At 37.5% G+C, this 25,305-nt stretch carries 13 protein-coding genes and 2 pseudogenes; 7 read left to right on the top strand and 8 right to left on the bottom strand.

Features of this window, described 5'->3' with window-relative positions; genetic code table 11:
- From ACNKXS_RS14400 to ACNKXS_RS14390, 3 genes and pseudogenes are all read right to left on the bottom strand, one after another.
- A pseudogene (locus tag ACNKXS_RS14400) lies at nucleotides 1-1,012 on the bottom strand (glycosyl hydrolase family 5); the annotation flags it as partial.
- A complete protein-coding gene (locus tag ACNKXS_RS14395; protein WP_417921470.1) occupies nucleotides 1,013-2,182 on the bottom strand; it encodes an invasin domain 3-containing protein in 1,170 nt (389 codons plus the stop codon).
- Nucleotides 2,182-5,268 carry a hypothetical protein gene (locus tag ACNKXS_RS14390; RefSeq protein ID WP_417921469.1) on the bottom strand — a complete coding sequence of 1,029 codons (3,087 nt, stop codon included), beginning with the start codon at nucleotides 5,266-5,268 and terminating at the stop codon, nucleotides 2,182-2,184. Before ACNKXS_RS14390 ends, ACNKXS_RS14395 begins: the two co-directional genes overlap by 1 nt.
- A gap of 174 nt (nucleotides 5,269-5,442) precedes the next feature.
- Here ACNKXS_RS14390 and ACNKXS_RS14385 point away from each other — a divergent pair, with 174 nt between their 5' ends.
- Entirely contained in the window at nucleotides 5,443-6,630 is a 1,188-nt protein-coding gene (locus ACNKXS_RS14385; protein ID WP_417921468.1) for a response regulator, read from the top strand.
- 82 nt (nucleotides 6,631-6,712) lie between these two features.
- On the opposite strand, the gene ACNKXS_RS14380 is transcribed toward ACNKXS_RS14385, so the two are convergent.
- Both ACNKXS_RS14380 and ACNKXS_RS14375 read right to left on the bottom strand, forming a co-directional pair.
- Nucleotides 6,713-7,672 carry a PorP/SprF family type IX secretion system membrane protein gene (locus ACNKXS_RS14380; protein WP_417921467.1) on the bottom strand — a complete coding sequence of 320 codons (960 nt, stop codon included), beginning with the start codon at nucleotides 7,670-7,672 and terminating at the stop codon, nucleotides 6,713-6,715.
- Nucleotides 7,651-13,143 carry a T9SS type B sorting domain-containing protein gene (locus tag ACNKXS_RS14375; protein WP_417921466.1) on the bottom strand — a complete coding sequence of 1,831 codons (5,493 nt, stop codon included), beginning with the start codon at nucleotides 13,141-13,143 and terminating at the stop codon, nucleotides 7,651-7,653. Before ACNKXS_RS14375 ends, ACNKXS_RS14380 begins: the two co-directional genes overlap by 22 nt.
- A gap of 518 nt (nucleotides 13,144-13,661) precedes the next feature.
- Between ACNKXS_RS14375 and ACNKXS_RS14370 the strand changes: the two genes are divergently transcribed.
- Nucleotides 13,662-14,762: a mechanosensitive ion channel family protein gene (locus ACNKXS_RS14370; protein WP_417921465.1), complete on the top strand. Its 1,101-nt coding sequence runs from the start codon at nucleotides 13,662-13,664 to the stop codon at nucleotides 14,760-14,762.
- A gap of 25 nt (nucleotides 14,763-14,787) precedes the next feature.
- Here ACNKXS_RS14370 and ACNKXS_RS14365 read toward each other — a convergent pair whose 3' ends face one another.
- Both ACNKXS_RS14365 and ACNKXS_RS14360 read right to left on the bottom strand, forming a co-directional pair.
- Nucleotides 14,788-16,800: a response regulator gene (locus tag ACNKXS_RS14365; RefSeq protein ID WP_417921464.1), complete on the bottom strand. Its 2,013-nt coding sequence runs from the start codon at nucleotides 16,798-16,800 to the stop codon at nucleotides 14,788-14,790.
- Complete coding sequence (locus ACNKXS_RS14360; RefSeq protein WP_417921463.1) at nucleotides 16,784-17,614, bottom strand: alpha/beta fold hydrolase; 831 nt, start codon at nucleotides 17,612-17,614, stop codon at nucleotides 16,784-16,786. The genes ACNKXS_RS14365 and ACNKXS_RS14360 overlap by 17 nt, the downstream gene beginning before the upstream one ends.
- Before the next feature lie 616 nt (nucleotides 17,615-18,230).
- Between ACNKXS_RS14360 and ACNKXS_RS14355 the strand changes: the two genes are divergently transcribed.
- A complete protein-coding gene (locus ACNKXS_RS14355; protein WP_417921462.1) occupies nucleotides 18,231-19,916 on the top strand; it encodes a cysteine peptidase family C39 domain-containing protein in 1,686 nt (561 codons plus the stop codon).
- A 1-nt stretch (nucleotide 19,917) separates the two neighbouring features.
- Nucleotides 19,918-20,346, top strand: coding sequence for a hypothetical protein (locus tag ACNKXS_RS14350; protein ID WP_417921461.1), 429 nt, complete (start codon nucleotides 19,918-19,920; stop codon nucleotides 20,344-20,346).
- A gap of 1,189 nt (nucleotides 20,347-21,535) precedes the next feature.
- Here ACNKXS_RS14350 and ACNKXS_RS14345 read toward each other — a convergent pair.
- The gene (locus tag ACNKXS_RS14345) at nucleotides 21,536-22,393 is read right to left on the bottom strand and encodes a hypothetical protein (protein ID WP_417921460.1); all 858 of its coding nucleotides are present in this window, start codon (nucleotides 22,391-22,393) and stop codon (nucleotides 21,536-21,538) included.
- A 279-nt stretch (nucleotides 22,394-22,672) separates the two neighbouring features.
- On the opposite strand from ACNKXS_RS14345, the pseudogene ACNKXS_RS14340 reads away from it, so the two are divergent.
- From ACNKXS_RS14340 to ACNKXS_RS14330, 3 genes and pseudogenes are all read left to right on the top strand, one after another.
- Nucleotides 22,673-23,073: pseudogene (locus ACNKXS_RS14340) on the top strand (helix-turn-helix domain-containing protein).
- An 82-nt stretch (nucleotides 23,074-23,155) separates the two neighbouring features.
- The gene (locus ACNKXS_RS14335; RefSeq protein WP_417921459.1) at nucleotides 23,156-23,374 is read left to right on the top strand and encodes a hypothetical protein; all 219 of its coding nucleotides are present in this window, start codon (nucleotides 23,156-23,158) and stop codon (nucleotides 23,372-23,374) included.
- Nucleotides 23,375-23,376: 2 nt separating this feature from the next.
- Complete coding sequence (locus tag ACNKXS_RS14330) at nucleotides 23,377-25,281, top strand: AAA family ATPase (protein ID WP_417921458.1); 1,905 nt, start codon at nucleotides 23,377-23,379, stop codon at nucleotides 25,279-25,281.
- Nucleotides 25,282-25,305: the final 24 nt, after the last annotated feature.

The following is a 25,305-nucleotide window of genomic DNA, read 5'->3' as shown; positions in this document are numbered from 1 at the left end:
GATGATCTTTGAACTCATCTACTATTTGTCGCGCATGCTCATGAGTTAGCGTCCAGTCCATAACCGAATAATCTCCGTAGAAATCGAACAGCGTGAGGATCACCTTTAGATCGTTGGAATTTGCAGCATCCATCACCTTACGCAATTTTTCAATTTTTGCGGGAATAATGCCTGCTTTACCAAAATCTTCGTAAGGCACAAACAGTCTTAAAGTATTCAAGCCTTCGTTTTTAAGTAACTGGAAATCATTATCTATCACCTCAACTTCGAAATTCTCGCCATACATATCCCACGGACTATCCTGCGGATAGTAATTCATGCCCTTGATCTGGAACTTCCTATTTTTAAAATAAAGTTGATCACCTTTAATATGCCAGTCAGCATTTACTTCTACCTCCACATTTTCAAAATCTGAGCTTACCTGCTGTATATGCCGAACTCTCCAGAATCCATCTTCCAGAAGCATCATCACTTTATAGCTACTGGTATCGATCTCCTCATCGATCAGTTTTTCTTCGGAATAAGTTTGACGAAACTGCCTCACCCTGCGATCTTCAAAAACCGCGAGTTGCCCGTCTGCGCTATAAAAAAGCAGTTTTGGATGGTGGTTCGTAGTGGTTGTGGTAAATGAAAGATCATGAGCTTCATTGAAGTCAATGATTTTATAAATATTTACCCTTGCAGAATCTGTATAATAATCTTCAACTCCAAATGTCTTATTGGATTGCAAGGCTAGATTCTTCACATACCAGCCATTTAAATAATCGCGTTCGATCTCCTGCAGACTTTGATTTTCCATAGTTCTACCTTTGTAGGCACTGGTATCCCAGACGACTTCCGGCAAATACATACGCCTGCTTTTGATCTCTGTATGCAACATGGTCGATCTACTTGCACCAGTATTCAGAAATCCCCAGACACTGCTAAGACCAAAAATGATCATTGAATTAACCGCCAGAAAAGTTAATATCAGGATGGCGCGATATAGATTTTTATTGAGCTTTTTGCGCATTTACAGATCGATTTTTTTAAGAACTCCCATTGTTTCCACCGTGATCTCTCTGATATCTTCCAATTCTATGGTCTTAGGAATCGCAAAGTTCGCTAAACCGTCCTGGGTTGGTGTTTTCTCCTTGTAAATATGATCATTTTTAAGCCTTAGTTTTAAATGAACATCAGCGCCATCTGGCAGTAACTGGTTCATATAGCTCTTCAATGGTCCTACTTCGATATTTCGATCGCTTATTGCGTATGGAATTTCGGTTAGAACTGGTTCAAATACGATACTTACCGAATTAGAAATGGCCATTCCGGTGACGTTTGCCTGTATACTCCAGCTATCAGCCTTTTCTGGATGAAGTAATTGCGCCGTAGCTACTCCATTTATGGTATTAGCGCTGGTTTTCAATTTCATTCCCTTCTCTGTTTCCACTACAAATTCTACGGAAGTTCCATCACTAACAATATTGTCAAAATCATCGGTAATTGTAGATGTAATTAGCTGCGTAACCTGGTTTCCGTCAGCGTACAAGTGTTCTGAATTTGTAGTAATGCTGAAATCTGAAGCCAGTGAAGGATATACATTACTAATCATTTCTTTACCTGCTACGCCTTCTGCGGAAGTGGCTACAGTGATCTTACCAGCTTTTTCCCGGGTATAAATATTCTTCCAGGCAAACATATGTTCCATTTCAAAATCCTGCTCCGCTAAATTTCCCTGGAAAAATTCTGAAATATTAACTGAAGTTCCATCTGCCAGTGGATTATCCAATGAGTCTGTTGGGATACTAACCAACATGGAAAAATCGTCATTGCCAGCCTGAATACTACGCGGCCCGAAATAAGTTTCGATCAGCTTCGGAGTCCTTCGAGGTATTATATTGATCTTACCAGACCTGGGACTTTTCTTACTAAAGTACTGCCATTTCAGGATGCCGCTTTTATCAGACATGAACTTTGGCACTTTAAATACTGAATTGCTCGATTCTTCAGCATTGATCGCTGTACTTCCGTAGGCATTTTTCAGTATAAGCAAGGCTTCAGCTGAAGTATCATTGAATGCGAGCAGTAATTCTTCCCCAGCCTTACTCACTTCAGGAATAGATTCCGAAGAAACCACCGGAGTATCTTTAGAAATAATTCCGAGGAAAAAGATCAATATGAAGAATTGTTTCAGGTTCATTATTTTGGGTTTCCTACGTAATTATTCATTTCCAGTTTAATTGAACTAAACCCGGATCCTTCTATCTCTAAATTTATAAGTTCTTGCTGTGATCGTACTCTTTCTGGCACTACTTTTCGTGCAATATCATGGTTTGGCAATCCATTCACGAATATATTATTCATCGAGTCATCTATAAGCTTTAAGCCAGATAAATTCTTAAGCTTATAATCGAAATCCTGCTTTCGCTGCACCCTGATCCCGTTTTCAAGATATTCATGTTCTACCCAAATCAAATTCCCGTGATCATAATAAGAAACCAGCAATTGAGGAATCGTCACTTCCTGTACTCCATAATTAAAAATCGTCCCATCCAGCACATTATTTTCAAGCTGCAGATCATTGATACTTGTACTTTTGTAGAGGTCGGTTATAGCTACGTTACCCGCACATTGCAGATTGAAGGTGACCGGGATATCATCCAGTTCAAGTGGTGTAAACTGGTCTGGGTCGAAAGTTTCAGGAATTTTAGAATCCTCTGCCAGCCAGGCAACACCTTCAAAATCTACACGAAAACTGCTAATTTCCTTCGGCATCAACTTATGCTTTAAAACCTGCCGGGCGTTATAACTGGCCAGTTCACGATTATTTTTGTCGTATAAAGTCCCCTTGATCACCACATCTGCAGGAACATGATCAACATTCTGTATCTCACCCACAATAGCATACCTGTCTTCAAACTGCACCAGTTTTGCGGAAAGCACCTCCAGCACCGGTTGTTTCAAAACATCTTCGTGATAGGTTTGCTGGGTACTTATCTTTCGCCTTCCGTGGTTATAAAACTTCGTTTGATTTTCAGAAAATAGCTGGTCTGGTGGCAGATCTGTATCCTGTTCCTTAGGTGCTATAAACCAGCGATCATCAATCTTCCTTAGCTGATGGATCTCGGTTTGTTCTATGATATCTATAGGGGTCACCCAGCTGGTGTAGGCATTTGCGACGGCTGTAGAATCGTTAATGTTGGTCACCTCAACCCGAATGCTATCAAGTTTTGCATAGCTACTCAGAATCCCGTCACTTACCGCTACCTCCAGCATGAACTGGGCGATCGTCTTATTCCCGGCGGGATCGAAATAAGAATGAGCTCGTTCAAATTCTTTAAAATCGATGGCGTCGTAGTAAGCTTCTACCACATTCTTTTCTGAAAGTTGATCCTGGTTGTCCCGGTAGATATAGTAAAGTGAAATCAGAATGACCACGCTCAGTACAAGTGCATATACCTGGTTGACATGTAAAAGTCCGGTTCGAAAACGCTTATATTCTATCTTGTAGTTCAAGAAATCAGGTTTATCGGGATTGCCGGTTTTAATCGCATGATACCAGATCAATTGAAGGTTTATAAAAACGGCAATAAGTACGGTCAGCAATGGGATAATTCCCCACATTAGCTTTAAAAACATGGGTACATCTTCGTAACCAATGATCTTGGAAAGTGGCGGAATATTCAGTTTTTCCCATACCATAATTCCATTTTCCAGTTGCTGCAAACGCTGCCAGCCACTAAAGTATAGTAGCGGATCATAGAATTTATCATTGGAGAAAATATACTTTAGATTGTACTTTTCCGGAACAGCCAGGAACTGCTGTAAAGATCCTATCCCTTCCACCCCCCGGAATTTAGAGTTTTCAAGGCGTTCTACGGCCCGAGTGGTAAGTTCAGGTAATCTGCGGGCAGAATGATAATTACCGTCCACAGTAAGTGCTCTGGTTTGGGCAGAGAGCCATGCCATTTGATCTCCGAAGCCCAGGGTAAGAAATCTCCAGTGGTCATGTTGATCCTGATTTAGAAAGTTTACTATGGGAAGCATTTTGATACTCTGTGGCTGCATGGGCCTGAAATACCCGAGACTTAGCGTAAAAACAGAAATGAACAGGAATAACCCGACTAGAAAAGCTCCGATAACCCGGTGATAAACTGCTCCAAATTTTCGCTGGATGAGTTGCTTTAGATCTCCTTCAGAAAACCTGTAAGCAAATTCCCCGAATATTGGCAACGCCATAATAGACCCCCACAGCGTAAATCTATCCAGCGTAAGAATATTGAACGCGGTATCACCTAAAACCATTCTCGGGATAGGCGTTGTTCCACCGGTTCCAAGTATAAACAAAATGGAGAAAGATAATCCGAAGAAAAGATAGCGCTTAGAGTAGTAACGGTAAAGAATATAGGGAAATAGAAAAAAGATAATCCCCCATGGAATTACGAAAAATACAAGTCCGCTGGAAGTTACCTCAATAAAACTGTCCCTGCTCCCATGCGGAATAGGCACCTGGGTGATCGGGTTCTTTTTAGTGTTTATCCAGTAAGGCAGAATGCAAATGATAATTGCCGCTAGCGAGGACATTCCAAATGTCACGATCCTCCAGAAGAGTTTCAGAAATGTATCTAAGAAAACTTTGAAAGTGATTTCACTAAATGCCCCCACTCTTTCTTTGGAAACATCCATAATGACCATTCCTATTAATGGAAATATAAAAAATACCATCCCGAAGATAGGAGTTACATGATGTGATGTTACGGTAACCGCCAGCAAGGATAATGCTCTTAGAAAATATTTACGTTTCCCGGTTTTGATATAGAGATAGATCTCTGGCAATGAATGCATTAATATAGAAACACCTACGATGCTTGGAAGCTGACCAAAAATATGCAATGTTTCCACAAATGAAGAAGAGAATACTGCCAGTAGCGCGGCGTAACCGGCTACTTTCCGATTACCGGTCATTAACAAAGCAAATCGGTAGATCCCGGTAATAAATAAGATTACCCCAATGATGGCAACCAGAAACATTCCGAATTTTAATCCGCCAACATAGGAAAACAACCCAATAGCCTGGTGTACCAGTGGTGGATACCCCATCACGGTAAAGCCTGTATACCATTTATAGTTCCAGGGTTCGAACCAGTTGTTTGAATAATGCTCTGCGAAAAACAAATGAATAAGCGCATCGTATGTGTTCTCCAAAGTGAAAAAGATGGTGGAAGAATGAAATACGACTCCTATAATAAGAGCTGCGATCAGGTATTTGTTCGTAGTTTCTTTCATGCGAATAGTATGGTAATTTATTCAAAATAAAATTACTGCGGCTTTAAAGAGTGTCAAACACATTCATCGATAGATTTTTACCGTTCGTCTACGCCAATAAACCGATTTATCTAAATTGCTGAAAATGATAGTATTCAACCTGTAAATTTGGACCATAATCTAAAACCACCCACCATGAAAATTTTAGCCGTAGACGATCAGCAGTTAGTTCTAATGCCGCTTGAGAAAAGATTGAAAGATGAAGGATATGAGGTAAGAACAACGACTAAGGCTCAAAGAGCTATAGCGATCTTTAAAACATTTCAACCGGATCTATTGATCATCGATATTAACATGCCGCTTTCAAACGGACTTGAGATCATTCGAATAATTAGAAACGAAATGAAGGATAATACCCCAGTAATGGTATTATCAGGAAATACAGATGAGAATCTCATTGTTGAAGGTTTTGATCTTGGGATTCAGGATTATATGAAAAAACCATTAAGTCTTGATGAAGTTTGTGCCAGGGTTAAAAGGTTGATTGGTCATCCAGAATTGAATACTTCTAGACCTGTAGCAAATAGTATCATTCAGAATAGATGCGTTGGGGTGGTGATTCCATGTTATAATGAAGAAAACAGGCTAAAATCTGCGGAATTTATTGCATTTCTGGAAAAAACTTCTGGTTATCATTTGTGTTTTGTGAACGATGGTAGTACAGATAAAACCATGCAGGTGCTTCAGGAATTACAAAAAGGCAGAGATGATTATATTAGTATTTATAATTGCCCGAAGAATGGAGGAAAAGCTGAAGCAGTTAGAGCTGGTTTACTTCATCTTTCTAAATTTGAAGATCTTGATTATGTAGGTTTTCTTGATGCCGATCTATCTACAGATTTTCAGGATTTCGATGATCTGGTTAAGACCATTGAAACTACAGATTTTCAGATCGTAAACGGTTCTAGGATTAGTAGAATGGGTGCTAATATTGCTAAAGAAAGCGCCAGACAGATCATTAGTATGACCATTAATTTCATTATTGTTTCTATCCTGGGAATGCCTTTTAAGGATACACAGTGTGGAGCTAAGATCATGAGGAAGGAATTGATCCCAATCGCCTTCGAAAAGCCTTTTCTTACCAAATGGTTATTTGATGTAGAGATCTTTATGAGAATGAAGAAACACTTCGGAAAAAATAAAGCCGAGGAAATCATATGCGAGCAACCCTTGAAAAGATGGGTACATGAAGATGGATCCAAATTATCTATGAAAGACTCCTTAAAAATAGGGTTTCAGTTAATGAGTATTTACTGGAGCTATAACTTTGGAAGTAGCCACAAAGCGAGTAAAAAGAATGATGTAAATCACCAGGTCGCTTAGATCACTTTTTTAAAAAAAAAATAAATAGCCGCCCAGATGTGTAGCATTTTGGACGGCTATTTCCCTACTGTAGACTTTAATATTAATAGGAGTTCAATGCCCGGCTGGATTGATAACCAGATTTGTTGAACTTAAATTTTAATACGATTTCATGTGAACCGTTGTGATATTCTCCAAAATCGTTGGTTGCATAATCATAAGAATACCCGGCAAAAAGGTTATCAAATATTTGAAAACCCAGCATCCCGGTCATTGCTTCATCATACCTATATCCAAGACCAATACTTAATCGGTCATAAACCAGAACGTTCGCATTTGCCGTTAACGTAACCGGATTTCCTTCCACGATATTAGCAAGTACAGATGGTCTCAAGGTCACCGTCCTGTTTAGATCATAATTATAGCCGGCAAAAAGATTATACTGAATTTTATCTGCAACGACATTTCGAACGTCATCATCATAGAAGTCCTCTCCAAAAAAGTTTGGCACAGAAAAACCAAGAAACCAGTCTTCCGCAGAAATAATCCCTCCTGCACCTACACGAGCAAAAAATTCATTGCTAAAGTTGTTCTGCGAGACTTCACCTGGATTTTCAAAATTCCCCTTAGTAAAGTCTATGTCTAGAAGAGATCCTCCGGCATTCACTCCAAGCGACAGAGAAATCCTTTCATTCAACATAATTTTATATGCATAAATAAAAGAAAAAGACTTGTAGGAGGCTGGACCAATCTTGTCGTTAACTAGGTTAAGACCTAAACCCATTTTTTCATTGGCAAGTGGTAATCCGAAAGATAACCATTGAGATTCCGGTGCTCCTTCGAGGCCTGTCCACTGACTCCGGAAAAAACCAGTAATTTCTGCCTGTTCCAATTCACTGGCTATTGCCGGATTAAATTGTTGCACGTTATACATGTAATTACTGAATTGGGGTTCAGTTTGAGCCTGATGATGGTTGAAAACCATCAGGCAGAATATTACTAATATTGATTTTATATATAAAGCTTTCATATCTGTATTGTTTATCTGATTATTTGTATCCATCCTTTAAGCATTGGCGTATCATCTCCCAGTTCCAGGACATAGAAGTAGGTACCGTTAGGCACGCTATTATCACTTCCAACACTAAAACCGGTGTTACTTGTAGCGTCCCAGCTATTGCGATAACCTCGCTTCTCGTAAACCTTGTTGCCATGCCTGTTGAAAATCTTCAACACATTATTAGGATAATTCTCAATACAGTTAATTTTAAAAGTATCATTCATTCCATCACCGTTTGGTGAGAATTGATTAAAGATCTCCACGCACATTGGATCGATCTCTACCATGGACATATTATCATCTGACTTTTCATCCATCTGCTGCAAACTTTTCAACCGAGCCACATTCATAAAGCTTCCATCATTTCTAACTCTAACTTTGATAGTTAGCTCCGCAGTTTCATTCACTTCCAATTGATCCAAATTCCATTCCCCTAGAAGTCTATTATAACTACCATGAGTGGCGATAGCTTCAAGAAATTCAAAACCGCTTTGAATTTGTTCATCGATAACTATATCAGAAGCTATAACAGCACCATTGTTCGTGATTCGTATTGTAAAAATGATTTCTTGCGTCATAGCAGGGAATTGATCATCTACAAATTTCAATACGCTTATATTGGTCATTTGCATACAACCTTCACCGTCTGCATCTGGATCACATGGATCTAACGGATCGCTTCCGCCATCTACTTCATCTCCATCATTGATTCCATCATCATCTGTGTCAGGATCGTTTGGATCTGTTCCCAAATTATCTTCTTCAGAATCGGTTAAACCATCTTCATCAGAATCTTCATCTGGTTCTTCCTGATCACAGTTTTCGTTATCCGGATTTGGATCACATGAATCTAATGGATCACTACCACCATCTACTTCATCACCATCGTTGATTCCGTCATCATCTGTGTCAGGATCATTCGGATCTGTTCCCAAATTATCTTCTTCGGAATCGGTTAAACCATCATCATCAGAATCTTCATCTGGTTCTTCCTGATCACAGTTTTCGTTATCTGAATTGGGATCACATGGATCCAACGGATCGCTTCCGCCATCTACTTCATCACCATCATTGATGCCATCATCATCTGTGTCCGGATCGTTTGGATCTGTTCCCAAATTATCTTCTTCAGCATTTGTCAGTCCGTCATTATCCTGATCACACGGTCCTGCGTTTGGATTCGGATCACATGGATCTAATGGATCGCTACCATTACTAACTTCATCACCATCATTAATTCCATCATCATCGGTATCTGGATCGTTAGGGTCTGTTCCTCCATCTACCTCATCGCCGTCATTGATGCCGTCGCCATCAGTATCTGGATTGGTAGGGTCTGTTCCTAAATTGTCCTCTTCAGTATTGGTAAGTCCATCATTATCCTGATCACATGGTCCAGCAGTTAGATCTGGATCGCATGGGTCTAATGGATCACTTCCGCCATCTACCTCATCTCCATCATTAATTCCATCATCATCGGTATCTGGATCGTTAGGGTCTGTTCCTTCTGTAGCTTCATCCTCATCATTTATTCCATCCCCATCAGAATCATCCGGAGTGATTTTACAATTCTCATTATCTGGATCTGGATCACAGGGATCGAGGGGATCGCTTCCGCCATCTACTTCATCTCCATCGTTGATGCCGTCATCATCGGTATCTGGATTGGTAGGATCGGTTCCTATATTATCCTCTTCAGCATTTGATAGTCCGTCGTTATCCTGATCACAAGGTCCTGCCGTTGGATCTGGATCACAGGGATCGAGCGGATCACTTCCGCCATCAACCTCATCTCCATCGTTAATACCATCATCATCAATATCTGGATTAGTAGGGTCTGTTCCTAAATTATCTTCTTCAGTATTAGTTAGTCCATCATCATCCTGGTCACATGGTCCGGCAGTTGGATCTGGATCGCATGGGTCTAATGGATCGCTTCCGCCATCTACTTCATCTCCATCGTTGATGCCGTCATCATCGCTATCTGGATTGGTAGGATCGGTGCCTAAATTATCCTCTTCAGCATTTGATAGTCCGTCATCATCCTGGTCGCAGGGTCCTGCCGTTGGATCTGGATCACATGGATCGAGCGGATCACTTCCGCCATCAACTTCATCTCCATCGTTAATTCCATCGCCATCAGTATCTGGGTTTGTAGGGTCTGTCCCTAAGTTATTTTCTTCAGAATTAGTCAGTCCATCATCATCCTGATCACATGGTTCTGCAGTTGGATCTGGATCACATGGATCTAATGGATCACTTCCGCCATCGACTTCATCACCATCGGTGAATCCGTCATCGTCGGTATCGGGATCATTTGGATCTGTGCCAATCACAGCTTCATCCTCATCATTTAATCCATCCCCATCAGAATCTTCTGGAGTAATATTGCAATTCTCATTATCTGAATTTGGATCACATGGGTCTAGCGGATCGCTTCCACCGTCGACTTCATCACCATCATTGATTCCATCATCATCAGTATCCGGAATTATCGGATCAGTGCCAATGTTATCTTCTTCAGCATTTGATAGTCCGTCATCATCCTGGTCGCAGGGTCCTGCCGTTGGATCTGGATCACATGGATCTAATGGATCGCTTCCGCCATCAACTTCATCTCCATCATTGATTCCGTCATCATCGGTATCTGGATTGGTAGGGTCGGTTCCTAAATTATCTTCTTCAGTATTAGTCAGTCCATCATCATCCTGGTCGCAAGGTCCTGCCGTTGGATCTGGATCGCATGGGTCTAATGGATCACTTCCGCCATCGACTTCATCACCATCATTAATTCCATCATCATCGGTATCTGGATCGTTAGGGTCTGTTCCTTCTGTAGCTTCATCCTCGTCATTTAATCCATCCCCATCAGAATCTTCTGGAGTAATATTGCAATTCTCATTATCTGAATTTGGATCACATGGGTCTAGCGGATCGCTTCCACCGTCGACTTCATCACCATCATTGATTCCATCATCATCAGTATCCGGAATTATCGGATCAGTGCCAATGTTATCTTCTTCAGCATTTGATAGTCCGTCATCATCCTGGTCGCAGGGTCCTGCCGTTGGATCTGGATCACATGGATCTAATGGATCGCTTCCGCCATCAACTTCATCTCCATCATTGATTCCGTCATCATCGGTATCTGGATTGGTAGGGTCGGTTCCTAAATTATCTTCTTCAGTATTAGTCAGTCCATCATCATCCTGGTCGCAAGGTCCTGCCGTTGGATCTGGATCGCATGGGTCTAATGGATCACTTCCGCCATCGACTTCATCACCATCATTAATTCCATCATCATCGGTATCTGGATCGTTAGGGTCTGTTCCTTCTGTAGCTTCATCCTCGTCATTTAATCCATCCCCATCAGAATCTTCTGGAGTAATATTGCAATTCTCATTATCTGAATTTGGATCGCATGGGTCTAGCGGATCGCTTCCGCCATCTACTTCATCTCCATCGTTGATGCCGTCATCATCGGTATCTGGATTGGTAGGATCAGTGCCTAAATTATCTTCTTCAGAATTGGTCAGTCCGTCGTCATCCTGGTCGCAGGGTCCGGCAGTTGGATCTGGATCACATGGGTCTAATGGATCACTTTCGCCATCAACCTCATCTCCATCGTTAATACCATCATCATCGGTATCGGGATTGGTAGGGTCTGTTCCTAAGTTATCTTCCTCAGAATTGGTCAGTCCATCATCATCCTGGTCACATGGTCCGGCAGTTGGATCTGGATCACATGGATCGAGCGGATCGCTTCCGCCATCTACCTCATCGCCATCGTTAATGCCGTCGCCATCAGTATCTGGATTGGTAGGGTCTGTTCCTAAATTATCTTCTTCGGTATTAGTGAGTCCGTCACCATCCTGATCACATGGTCCAGCAGTTGGATCTGGATCACATGGATCTAACGGATCGCTTCCGCCATCTACTTCACCTCCATCGTTAATGCCGTCGTCATCTGTGTCTGGATTCGTAGGGTCTGTTCCTAAATTATCTTCTTCGGTATTAGTGAGTCCGTCATCATCCTGATCACAAGGGCCAGCAGTTGCATCTGGATCACAGGGATCTAATGGATCGCTTCCGCCATCAACCTCATCACCATCATTGATTCCATCGTCATCAGTATCTGGATCGGTAGGATCGGTACCCAAATTATCTTCTTCAATATTAGTGAGTCCATCATCATCCTGATCACAAGGGCCAGCAGTTGGATCTGGATCACATGGATCTAGCGGATCGCTGCCTCCATCTACTTCATCACCATCGTTGATTCCGTCGCCATCAGTATCTGGATTAGTAGGATCGGTACCAATTTCGTTTTCTTCTCCATCGGTTAGACCATCATCGTCCTGATCCTGATTATTTAAACATACTTGATTACTAACAGTTACATCATGAATGTCTAAGGACTGTTCTACAGATACACTTACAAGAGCGCTCAACCTAACTTCAATTTTGTCAAAGCTCACTCCAGGTTTAACTGTAAGTTCAATAACTTCTTCATTACCAAAACTTGTTAGTAAATCTACATCCAGTAATGTAGAAGCATCTGTACTATAAACCTCTGTATTATTATTGTAAGCGATGATTTCGATATTACTAGCAATATCTGCTGATACTAATGCACCATCTGTTTTCAGACTAATAGTGAATTGATCTGTAGCCTGAGTTGAATTAGGTAAATAGAAAAGTTGAGAACCGCTCGAAATTACTCCTGCGGTACCAAGACTAAGTTGCGAAAAGGAAGAAGCGTTATTATCAATTGCTCTTTCAGGATTCGTGATACCTTCATTCCCTAAATTTAAAGCGTCAAGATTTAATCCTCCTGCATCACCAGATGTAAATTGTGGTTGATAACAATCTGTTTCTTCTGAAAGCTCTGATAATGAATAGAAAACCTCTGTGCTATTTTCGAATCCAAGTCCCAGAAGCGCATTTGTATGATCTTCGATTCTAATTCTATTGAATGGTTCTGGAGGCGTAATGGCTGCAAAGAAATCTCCATTGCGATCTACAACAATTCTGAAGTCATCGGCTATAGGGAAAGAATCTGTTCGATATGTACGTACCGAGGAGCTATTATTTTTAAATTCGATGACCAGATAGTGATTCCCGAAGACAACGGTTTCGACAATATCACCTACAAGTTCCCCCAAGCTACCCTGCAAGAGAGCGTCGAGAATAGTTTGATCGAATTCTATTCTGGTATAAGTGGTTTTGAAAGGATTCAGTGTACCTGGATACTGTAGTTCCAGTATAGCAACATCAGCGCCGGCGTTCAAGATAAAACCTGAATCCGAACTCAGCGTGGCTGATGAATTATTTAATTGAATAGCATTTGAAGAATTATCTACATTTTCTTCGTAGACAACACTATTCGCAATTTCCTGAGAATACAAATTTTGAGTAATTCCTACAGTAAATAGCAATAATACCCACAATCTGAATTGTGTAAAAATTTTCATAGGCAGAGATTAAATTAGTGATTACTCTCAATCCAGTAGGGTAACTGAGACCTATTAAAAATAAACAACACCTTATCGCTACACCGATAAAATGCTAATCAGAAGTGTTTTATAATTCTTGGCTAGACCTAATATATAAACTTTACAAATGTTAACGAGTTAAATTTATCTTAATGATTTAAGACTTTACTTAAGAATGCCGTATTTACTAACCCTCGGCAATATGTTAAATTTGACTGACGAAGGACATCTATCTATTTTAAATCTTTGTAGGAAACTTTTAATAGAATTTGCTCTTGAAACAATACAATTTGGATTTATCAAGGATTTGAAAGATTACACTAGGTATATTAATTAATGTTCAAGCACCTTGTTTCACTAAATACTTATTCAATGAAGACGCAAATCAAAAACCTAGATTCACCTTCACTAAATAAACCTGACATTTACATTTATTTTATCTAATCAGTCTTCACTAAATTGCAAGAGATTAACTAATACCCTGTAATAAAAAAACAATGATCAATTTCTGGAATACGTATCGAGAATCTATTATTTACGGACTTATAGTTGTGGGATCGGTTTTACTATTGCTCGTTGCCACCAAATATCTTATTCGTTGGTTAATTGGAAAAGCGAAAAAGAAATATCCAAATGACGAGCACCACAGGATAAGCCTTGTAGGTCGTATTTTAAAGATCCTATGGGTTGTATTGGGATTGATCGCTTTGAGTTTTGTCTTTATTTCCGAAGATAAATATGACATTGCTACCAAAAATTTTGAAATCATTCTCTACGTAGGTTTCGTACTTATTTTTACGATCATTGGAGCCAGCATCGTTGAAGCTTTGTTTGCAAGAACGATCAAGAAAACAACTGCTTCCGGGGGTGACCCCACCAGCTATAAATTTTTGAGGTACCTGAGTGTATTCGGTGTTTATTTTATTGGTGCTATCCTGGCAACCCTGGCTTTTCCTGCCCTGAGAGGGATTGCTCAAACTGCCCTTGGTGGCGCGGGAATACTGGCTCTGGTGATAGGTGTGGCCTCTCAGGAAGCACTTGCAAACCTGATTGGCGGGGTATTTATAATTGCCTTTAAACCCTTTAGAGTTGGTGATGTTATTAAAATTACAGATGATCTCGTGGGTACCGTAACAGACATTACCCTTCGGCATACGATCATAAGAAATTATCAGAATAAGATGATCGTGATTCCTAATGCTATTATTAATAAAGAAAAAGTGACCAACTACGATCTAGATGAAAAGAAGATCTGCCAGTGGATTGAAATTGGAATTTCTTACGACAGTGATATCGATCTCGCAAAAAAGATCATGAAAGAAGAGTGCGAGGCTCATCCCAATCTATTTGATAACAGATCCAATCAGGATCTTAGAAACGGAGTTCCTCTAGTTATAGTAAGAGTCACCAACCTGGGGGACTCATCCATAACTATCAGAGCCTGGGCGTGGGCATGGGATTACGCTTCAGCTTTTGTAATGAAATGTGAGCTTTACGAGAGTATCAAAAAAAGGTTTGATGCTGAAGGTGTGGAAATACCTTTCCCTCATAGAACATTAGTATTTAAAAAGGATAAGAATGAATTAAAGGTTGATTAGATTTGCTACGACAATGTAGGAAATATCACTTCACCTCAATCTGCGATTCGAGCATTAAAGTGTCTACATCTGTATGCTTTAAAGAGATTATTACCTTGTGAAATTCTGCCATGGCTCGCTTAATGACAGATTCCATTTTATCAGGATTTGTATTTTTATCTTCAAAACATATCTGGCAGTGTCTTAGTAATTCTACCAGTTTATCAGACTGAATATAGTATACAGACATGGTACTTTTATGAATAAGCTCGGAGATTCGATTAGCATCCCGTAGATCTACAGCTTTCTGGAAATCTTCCAAATAGTCTTGAAAAGCTGTTAACGTGTTGATGATAAACTTCTGTAGAAATTCCGGTTTATTATTAGCCATTTTTACAAATCGGCTTAAGTCTATAGATTTCTTAGAGGCTTCTTTATTTTCTTCCGAAGAGATAATACCCATCTCATCCTGTACGGGATCGCTGATTTTTTCCATTTCTGAAGAGGTAACTATATAATTTGCGATAAGCTTATGCAGATCCTCCGGACCAAATGGTTTGGAAATAAAATCATCTATTCCTGCACGATCGAGCTCAGATTCTATTGCCTCCCTGCTCGTAGCCGATAATGCCAGGATTACAGGTTGTTTTTCAAGATTAAGGTTTCTAATGGTAGAGGATGCTTCAAAACCGTTAATGACAGGCATATGAAGGTCCATAAGAATAACATCGTAATGCTTTTTCTTCGCGGCTTCGATGGCTTTTTTACCATTTTTGGCGGTATCAAAATTGATCTTCCATTCTTTTAGATACTCAGAAATAACAAAAATATTGACAGGATTATCTTCAACGATCAGTAATTTAGCTAAATCCAATTTTTTTCTTTGCATGCTGTTATCGGTATCCAATTCATTTAATGAATGGCTGTACTTTTCATAAGTGATATCAAAGCTAAATTCAGATCCTTCTCCTAATACGCTTTCTACCTTAATCTGGCTGCCATGAAGCTTTAAAAGTTGCTGCGAAATGCTGAGACCAAGACCTGTACCACCATATTCTAGATTTACTTCATAACTTGCCTGTGAGAATTCTTCAAAAATGCTTTGCAGCTTGTCCTCTGGAATCCCAGTACCCGTATCAACTACTTTAAAGTTAAGAGCTGATTTTTCTGAAGATGATGGGTTCAGTTTCACCATTAACTTCACATAACCTTCACAGGTAAATTTGATCGCATTACCTAAAAGATTTGTAAGTATCTGGCTAAGCTTAATTGGATCACCAATGATATAATTTGGGATCTTATCATCTATTTCAGAAATTAGTTCGACACCTTTCTCATCGCATTTCAGCTTAAAGGTATGGATCAAACTATTAATGAGAGTGCGAACGGCAAATGGCTTCTTTTCTAATCGTACTGCCTTGGATTCCAGTTTACTCAGGTCCAGAATATTGTTTACTAAACCCAGGAGATTCCCAGAAGATAACCTGAGTATATCAGCGTACTCTTTCTGTTTAGGGTCTAAAGATGTTTTAGATAGAAGGTCACCTATTCCAACAATGGCGTTCAAAGGTGTTCTTATCTCATGACTAATGGTAGCAAGAAACTCTGCTTTTACCTGGGCCAGTTTTTCAGCCTTCAGCTTAGCATTCATTAGTTCCTGTTCGTACTTTTTTCTATCAGAAATATCAAAAACTGAAGCTCTGTAGCGATTCTCACGAACTGTAGGACCTTTTAACTCCTTGACATTGATCAATGCTGGAAAGGTAGATCCGTCATTATTTCGAATTTCGAAATTGATCTCATTGGCAAAACCCTGAATCCTTATTAAGGGGAAAAAATGAGTTTCGAAATACATTCTTCCACCCATTTTAAAAAGCTCATAGATCTTCTTCTTTCCCAGAATTTCATTTCTGCCGAATCCAAGCCATCCCAGTAGCGTCTTATTTATATTGTATATCGTACCATCATTTCTGAAAGAAACATAGCCGCAAGGTGCATCATGGTACAAATCTTCAGCAGATTCAAATATTTCAGTTTTACTTTCACTGCCCTCTTCCATCTCTAGTCCTTTTTTCCAGGTAATTCTTTATAGCACTTATCGTTTCTTCCGGGGCACTTAAGTTTGGACAGTGCCCGGTTGCATCGATCAATTCTAAGGTACTACTCGTAATGTTGTGGTTTACATATTCAGCAACCGTGAGCGGCGCAATAGCATCCTCTGCACACTGAATTATTAAAGTCGGAATTTTAAGTTCATTAAGATCCTGGCGATTGTCTGAAAGAAAAGTGACCTTCGCAAAATGTTTTGCTATTTCCGGGTTTGTTCTACAGAAACTATTGGTTAATTCTTCCCCTAACTCAGGTTTCTCTGGATTCCCCATAATAACCGGCGCCATTGTAGATGCCCAGCCCAGATAATTGCTTTCCAATGTTTCTAATAATTCATCGATATCCTGCTGACTAAATCCTCCCTTATATTCATCTTTATTGATATAGCAAGGAGATGGGCCAATCATAACGAGACGCGAAAACAAAGAAGGTTTCTTATTAGCTGCCAGCAGAGCGATCATGGAACTTACTGAGTGCCCAACCAGGATAACGTTTTCCAGTTCCAATGCATGGCAAATTTCCAGAATATCGTCTGCATAACCTTGCAGGCTATTATATTTCTGTATATCATAATAGGATTCATCAGAATTTCCGGAACCTACATGATCAAATAGAATGACTTTATATTCATCAAGAAATGCAGGATAAACGAATCTCCACATGAATTGATCACAACCATATCCATGTGCAAAGACAATCGGCTGACTACCATTTCCTTTTACAGTAACATTATTACGTTTTAATACGTCACTTTGATCGATCATAGCCATAGAAATTAGCCTGCTAAATTATGATATAATTTTAAGAATTGTGGAATTAGATCTGACTTTCGAAACTTAAAATTATAAGATTATTTTAAGTTCATAAATCGTGATCAATAGCTGAAACCTACCCTAATTTTAAGTGCTGCCCTATAGCAGTAATAGATTAACTTTCTTTGAACAACAGAAAGGTAATCCAGTAGGAAGATCAAATGCAAACATATTGGAAATAATAAAAAGGTAATTACATGATCTTCATGAAATTACCTTTTTAATCTTCTTTAGTAAGTCGGGGTGGCAGAACGCACACCTATTTTTATATCCCTTGCTAATAGTGATGTTTCAAAATTCATGCTTCAAAAGGTCACCGAATCGGCTTACAATTAATCAATAATAGATTTCGCTAAATTTAAAAGCACGCAATTCTAAACTACGAGTTTATTCTCAATCTGTAAAAGGTTATCATCAAAATCTTCTAATAGATAAAAGAAAAAGTTATATAAAGATTTTAACCATACTATTTGTAAGGTTCTATTTTAAGCAATCAATCATAATTTCTGTTTCTTCGCGATAATATCAATTTATTTTCAAACAGTTTTTTATATTATATCTGAAATTTATGAAAAAATCCTACTTTTTATTATTTTTATCCATTACTATATTTATAACTAGTTGCCAAAAAGAGGAACAAGTAGATGACTCCAACTGGAAGGAAGAAAAGTTAGAACAACATATTCCTGTCTTGAAAAAATTAAATGTTTCTGATTTATATAAGAATGATAAAATCTCAAATTTTCTAAATAAGTTAAATTCAAAATCTTCAATAAATTATAACGGAATTGAAATCATTGGAGAAGATGTGAGCTATATTAAAAATGGGGCCAATGAATTTTACACTTTCCAAATAAAAAGAGATCAAAATACAAATCTTATCGAAAACTTGATAATAAAAGTGAACGAGGAGAAAGGCTACAAGTCATATATTGCTGAATATAATCTCTCTCTTACAGATAAGATAGCAATGGAGAAAAAAGAATTTGTTTCTCTTTCCGATAAAGCAAATATCTATCCGGTAGACATCAATAGTCTTGGAGCTTTAGTAAACCTACAAACTAAAAGTGAGAGATGTTATGAATATATAGAAGTGCCAGAAATAAGCAGAGCTACAGGTTGGGAAATTACCGCCTATAAATTAGTAGAAGTTCCTTGTAATTCTGGAGGAAGTGATGGGACTGGCGATGGAACTGGCGATGGGACTGGCGATGGGACTGGCGATGGGAATGGCGATGGAACTGGCGGCTTTGGAGATGGACCTGGCGGCTTTGGAGATGGACCTGGTGACCTAGGCGGCGGTGGCGGTTCTGGTGGGCCAAACCCTAATGACCCGCCTGAAACAAATAATGAATTTGTAGATGGAGAAATTTATACAGCTCCAATTGTCAGGCTCAATGTTATTGGTGAGCTTCAAGATTTACTTAGTTTGGGTGACCATACAACACCTGAGATGCAATATTTATTAAATGATTCGACCGTGGAACAGGTGGTGGATCTGTTTAATTTCGTTGAAGAGGAACAGAGATCTTACGAGGCTAAAGTTTTAGGTAAAAATGTTATCCAAACTTGGATGGACGATAACGAACTTAGTTTTAGCGAATTTATTTCAAAAAATAGAACATATCTGAGTGCTAATAATTTTAGTGATTTTGATAACAATTCAGTCGGTGGATACGATTTAACTAACTACATAAGTTTTAATCCAGCACAAGATAACTGGCCAGAAATACCTAGTATAATTGATTCTCAAAATTTTATAGGTTGGGGAGCTTCTGGGATCTCAAAAAATTGCCTAGATTATGCAAAAGCTCAGATTTCTTTAAAAGGATATGAGATATCTAACTATTTTAACAATGCAAATCAGACAATTCAATTATATACGAGTCAAGATGGAGTTGACAAATCTAAGGTTTCAGAAGCACTGAGTTATCTAAAGTATGGTTTAGAAAATGGAATACCAGTAATAGTCGGTTTAGATATGGAAAGTGGAAGTCCGAATCCTGCAACAGATAACACTACAGATCATTTTGTAGTAATTGTTGGTATGGGTACTGATAATAATGGGAAATATTTCCTATTTTTTGATAATGCTTCTGGACTACAACCATATGAAAACTATGGAGCAAGTCCTGAAAATAAATTATATTATGATAATGTAACTGGAGAGATACACGGAAGATCAAATACTTCTTATAGCAGAAATCATCGCGAATATATTGTTACTATGATTAGAAAAAGTAAAGCTAAATAATATGAAATTTATTCCTTTAATATTTATAATGGGATTTACTATGTCCACTTTTGGACAGAAGGAGCAATTGTTAATAAGTAATAGCAAAAATTTTGAATTTTCACCATTCACTGATGTTGAAATTAAGGGTGATACTGTTCATTATTCTTTTACTATGTATATTAAAGAAATAGCACTTGCTAAATACTCGAGTACTGTGAATGAAAAGTTAAAGTTTGATTCCTTGACTACAGCTATCGAATTTGTTTCACTTGATAATGGATATCAATATTATTACCCTATTAATAAGTTGACATTTAATCAACATGATTTACAAGAAAGAACTCAAAATTATCATTCAAAAAATTGTAAAATTCGACTTGATGGGATCTTATATCGATCTAATCCAAATCCTATAGTAGTTATTCAAAGTCTGGAAATTATAAAATAAATTCAACAGAATAAATACATTTTTAAACTAAGTACTTTTATATAGTAAAGAGTTATCAATAGGAGATTGGGGATAGCAAGAGGGTAACGGGCAGAGCCCCGTTACAATCCATTCCCCCTTAGTTTTAAGTCTATTTGAGATTTATTGCCTACAAATTGAATTAATTAGAAAATCTACTCTAAAATTTTTCACGGAAAAACCTTCTAAGGCCTTATAAACGGGTGAGTTTTTCACGGAAAAACAAATCTAGAGTATCCCATTCACCCCATTTCCTTCCTCTTCGCAAATGCTACTTTTCAGAAAAAGAGGTTCATTCATAACGTCTTGGACCCAAGTCAAAAAAGTATGATGGATTTCTATAGTACTCAATAGAAGAACTTTTTTGACTTAAGTCCGCTTGTTCGAAATCCATTACTAACTGTCCACTGTAAATTTGCGAGTATGCAGTCAATTATATTCAAACCTTCTAAGTCTTACATTTTGATACTTAAGAAACAGGATTTGGATTTAGCAGCCTGCATAAAACCGCTTTGCTTTTTATAAGGCTTATCTAATTCCAAACCCTGAAAGAAAGATTGTATCAAAAAGTAATGCGTACAGCTCTAAAAGAAGTAAATAAAATCCAGACCGGTTTTGGAATCATTTTACTCCCTATTGATTTTGTAAAATCAAAAAGTAAAATGCCCCAGATAAAAAAAGTAAATAGAATTAGAATAGGTAGCAGGATCGAAATAGAACTCCTAAACTCCGGGTTATGAATCCGACGATAGTTGTTTTCAAATCCTTTTAGGCGAGTTTTTTCCAGACGGATATCGCATATTTCGGAGTAAATTTATAAACGTACTGGATTCAAAATTCAGTACTTCTCTTACTCCTTTATTTTTTTAATATCTGATATTAAAATTAATACCTCATCAACAAATTTCATTTCTGAGATAGGCAAAAGTTTAATAACTATACCTATCACATCAGCAATATTATATTCCACTTCTGCATCAAAATCATCACTAGCCACCTGAAGACCATCCAGGGCTTTTTTAGAGGTTTTTAATAAATCTGCTATGCGATTTCATCAATTCAAAATAATTTGATGCCAGACCGCAGGTGCGATTGATATTATTATCGGAATCAAATACTTCGATATGATCATCTCTGAGTTCTAGAATTCTCTTTATCAATTTTTTATTTTTCATAGTGAATCCTGTTTACCATGTTTTTGTTTCAGTTCTAGTAATTGCTGCTCAGCTAATGCTTCGGCTTCTTGAAGAAATTGAGACACTGCCTTTTCGATATAGTTAGTCTGCTCATCTGCTTGGTAGGAAGAAGTAGGGTAATCCATTAAATAGCGTGCGTGACAAAGTTTGTGATAGGCATCTTTAGAGCGGAAAGTTTCCTTTGGATAGATGTTATACGGAAGATCACAAAACTGGCCGCAAAGATTCAGAAGAAACGGGATGGAATAAAAAGTAGGTTTTAGCTCCCATAACAGGTATAATAATCCCAGGCAGGTTTGCTTAACCACCTCCTGGAATAGTAAATACCTGGAAGATTCATCTGTTATATTTTCGCAAATGCAGGTTTTATCATAAAAATATTTGGCACGCTGATGTCGTAATTCCCATGCTGTTTTAATTCCATCATATATAGTAGGGTGATAAAGGATTTGATGCGGAAGATTATATAAATCAGCATTTTGCTGGTAAGCCATAACCCCCTTGCTCAATAACAGAATTAAAAAATTGCTACCTTCATTAAGTCTATAAGAGGTTTCTTTATAGGTATAGTGAATGGAATAGATTCTGGAAATCTTTTGTGTTTTATTGTAGACCTCATTCATAAATTTCTGTGGATCCTCAACCAAGTCATAAGAAATCACTAGCAGCGTATAGATATGAGTTGTTTGATGAACCTTCTCCATTGGATAAAGAGTACAACTAGCAGAAGTATTGCTTGCCTGGTGACCTATTACATAAACAGAATGGACCTTTGCTAGTTTTCGAATCGCTTGAATAACCGCGGAAAGACTATTGGAATTATTTACTAACATACCCTAATATTTTAGTTATAACAATTAGCTATTAACAACGGGTTGAAGAGTTTTCCTTTTTAAAAGATTTTTCATTTAGAGAAAATAGTATCTTTGAGAAAAGCTCATTAATTTGTTGTTTTATTTTCATTAGAAAGTTAGAAAGCAAAGGAGCCGTAAAGAACCAAACCTGTTGGTAATTTACCCGTAACGGTTTGTTTATTACCTGTAAGGGTGAACCTTACTTCAGGTTAGGGAAAACCGTAAATTTTTAGATAAAAACTACTTATATTTGAGATTATGACAACTACAACCAAAACCAATCATATAGGCCGTAAGATTGCCCGTATTCGCGATTTCGTGGCATGAAGCAGGAAACCCTTGCCGAAGAACTAGGTATTAGCCAGCAAAGTGTATCGCACATCGAAAAGAGCGAATCTTTAGATGACTTAAAGCTAGAGGAAGTTGCTAAAGTACTTGGAGTTACTAAAGAGGCCATTGAAAATTTTTCTGAAGAGGCTGTATTTAATATCATTGGGAATACCTATCACGACCAATCGGCTTCATTAAATTATAATTGCACATTTAATCCACTTGATAAGCTGGTAGAAGCTTATGAAGAAAATAAAAAGCTTTATGAGCGTCTTGTTCAGGCGGAGAAGGATAAGGTTTCTTATCTAGAAAAGGTTTTAAATCGATAAACGTATTCGTAATTATGACTTTAATATTCATCTTTCAATTCGAGTAATCAAATGCAATCAAACTTTAAATTTTATAATTATTATGGAGAGATATAGAAATTCTGGAGGAGATTCAGGGGTTAATGCGTACGAAATTGGAGGGGATTACATAGAAGTTAAATTTTCTAATACGTCAAGAACTTATACTTATAGTTATAGCAAAGCAGGGAGAAATCATGTTGAAGAAATGAAAAATCTTGCTAAAAGCGGGTCTGGATTAAACGGTTATATTAATCGATATGTAAAGTATTTATACGATTAAGAATGTTCTTAGAAGAAATAATAATTCATAATTATAGAAGTTGTAAGTCAATAGTATTAAATCTTTCCGAAAACAATCCTAATATCTTTATCGGATTAAATGATAGCGGTAAATCTACCCTTTTGCAATCCCTAGATTTACTCTTAGGGGATAAAACTAAATTTTCTACTTTGTGTGAAGGTAATTATAAAAGCGATATATCAAATACCCCCGAGCAAGTTGAAGTCCTCAATAAAATTTTATCCGAAAAAAAATTACCAGATTTTGATGATAACGATAATGGTACTTACGTGATTGGCAAATTAAGGTATAAGGAAGGTGAGGCAGAAGAGTATACAAACCTCAATCTTTCAACACCATTAACATGGTCATTAGAATGTAATGAAAATGGAATTATTTGGTTAGCTAAAAAGTTTTCAAAAGTTGGTGGTAGAACTTTTTTATTGATGAAAGATTCAGATAAAAAATTGGAATTATGGAATCTGAATCAGGCTAATATTAATAAAAAGATTAAGGAATTTGGTGTAACAGGTGAGGATATTGATAATGATAATAATAAAGGTAGATTTTCCAATTTAGAAAAGATAAGAGCGATATATTCAAAAACTGGTGGAAACTTGAAATGGACAGAATATAGATATGCTAAAAATGATCGGGATATTTTTCCTTCTTTTAGCTTATTTGACTGGAATACCAGTTTAGATGAAGTTATTTCTACTGCCAATGTTATCATGAAAGAGGAGATCGATGTTCATTTAACTCCTATCAAAGATCAAGCTGCTGAGTCGGCGAAAAAAGCTGAAAAAGCAATAAATAAAAAGTTTGGAGAGATAAGTAAAGTAATTAAAGAAGTAGCTAAAGATGTTGAAAGTATAAATTCTAAGGTTTATTTTGATGTTAAGGAGAAAATCTCAGATATAATGGTTACTAAAGCATTTAGCGATGGACCAATTCATTTAGAAAATCAAGGAGAAGGTTTAAAACGACAAATTTGGTTTTCTTTAATTAAAGCAAAAGCAGATAGTTCCTCAGATAGTTTAAATAAATTTATTTGGGCTTTTGATGAACCGGAAACACATCTTTATCCAAGAGCGCAAAGAGAGTTTTTTGATACATTGAACAAAGTTTCAAAAGGAAATGTACAGACGCTTATTAGTACCCATTCAACCATTTTTATCGACAAATCTAATTTTGATAAAATTAATAGCGTTATACAGGAAAGTGATGGATATTCTACAATCAATAATTGTCGAGACGTAGAAGCAATATATTCTTCATTAAATGTAAAAAATAGCGACTTTTTATTTTTTGATAAATTCCTGATAGTAGAAGGTGACACAGAACAACATCTTATTCCCCGGCTTTATGAAATTTATACTGGAAAAACTCTTATTAAAGATAATATCCAGTTAATAAATATACAGGGAAAGGATAAATATGAAATAAATAAGAAGATTTTAGACAAGATCATGTCTGGATTTAAAAAGTCAGAAGACCAAATCGTCTATTTGTTCGATAATGATATGAGCTTTGTTATGGGACAAGCAGCGATAAAAGAGAATATGTTTTTTGTTGGCTATCAGGATATCGAAGATTCAATAGACAATGAAATTTGGTTAAACATTTTAAACGATTTTTATAATGAAGAATTAGAGTTCTCACTAGAAGAGATTGAAAAATGGAAAGCAAATGTTGTAAAGAAAACCAAATGTGCTGCACGCGAAAAATTTTATCCTTTGATGAAAAATGGAATTAAAATGAAATGTGGTAACGATGTTGATTATGATTCTTTGGAAAAACTCCCCTCAAAAGGGAATGATTCAGCTGATTTACTTCTAAAATATATTGATCATCGAGATAAAATTCCAAATAAAATAAAGGAAGCCTTTGATAAATTAATTGATTAATGTCAGCAATTAGATTAAACCAAC

The sequence above is a fragment of the Christiangramia marina genome, from assembly GCF_048285865.1.
GTDB classification, from domain to species: domain Bacteria; phylum Bacteroidota; class Bacteroidia; order Flavobacteriales; family Flavobacteriaceae; genus Christiangramia; species Christiangramia marina.
Note: the sequence above shows the minus strand (reverse complement) of the source record. Positions and strands in the feature narration are given on the sequence as shown.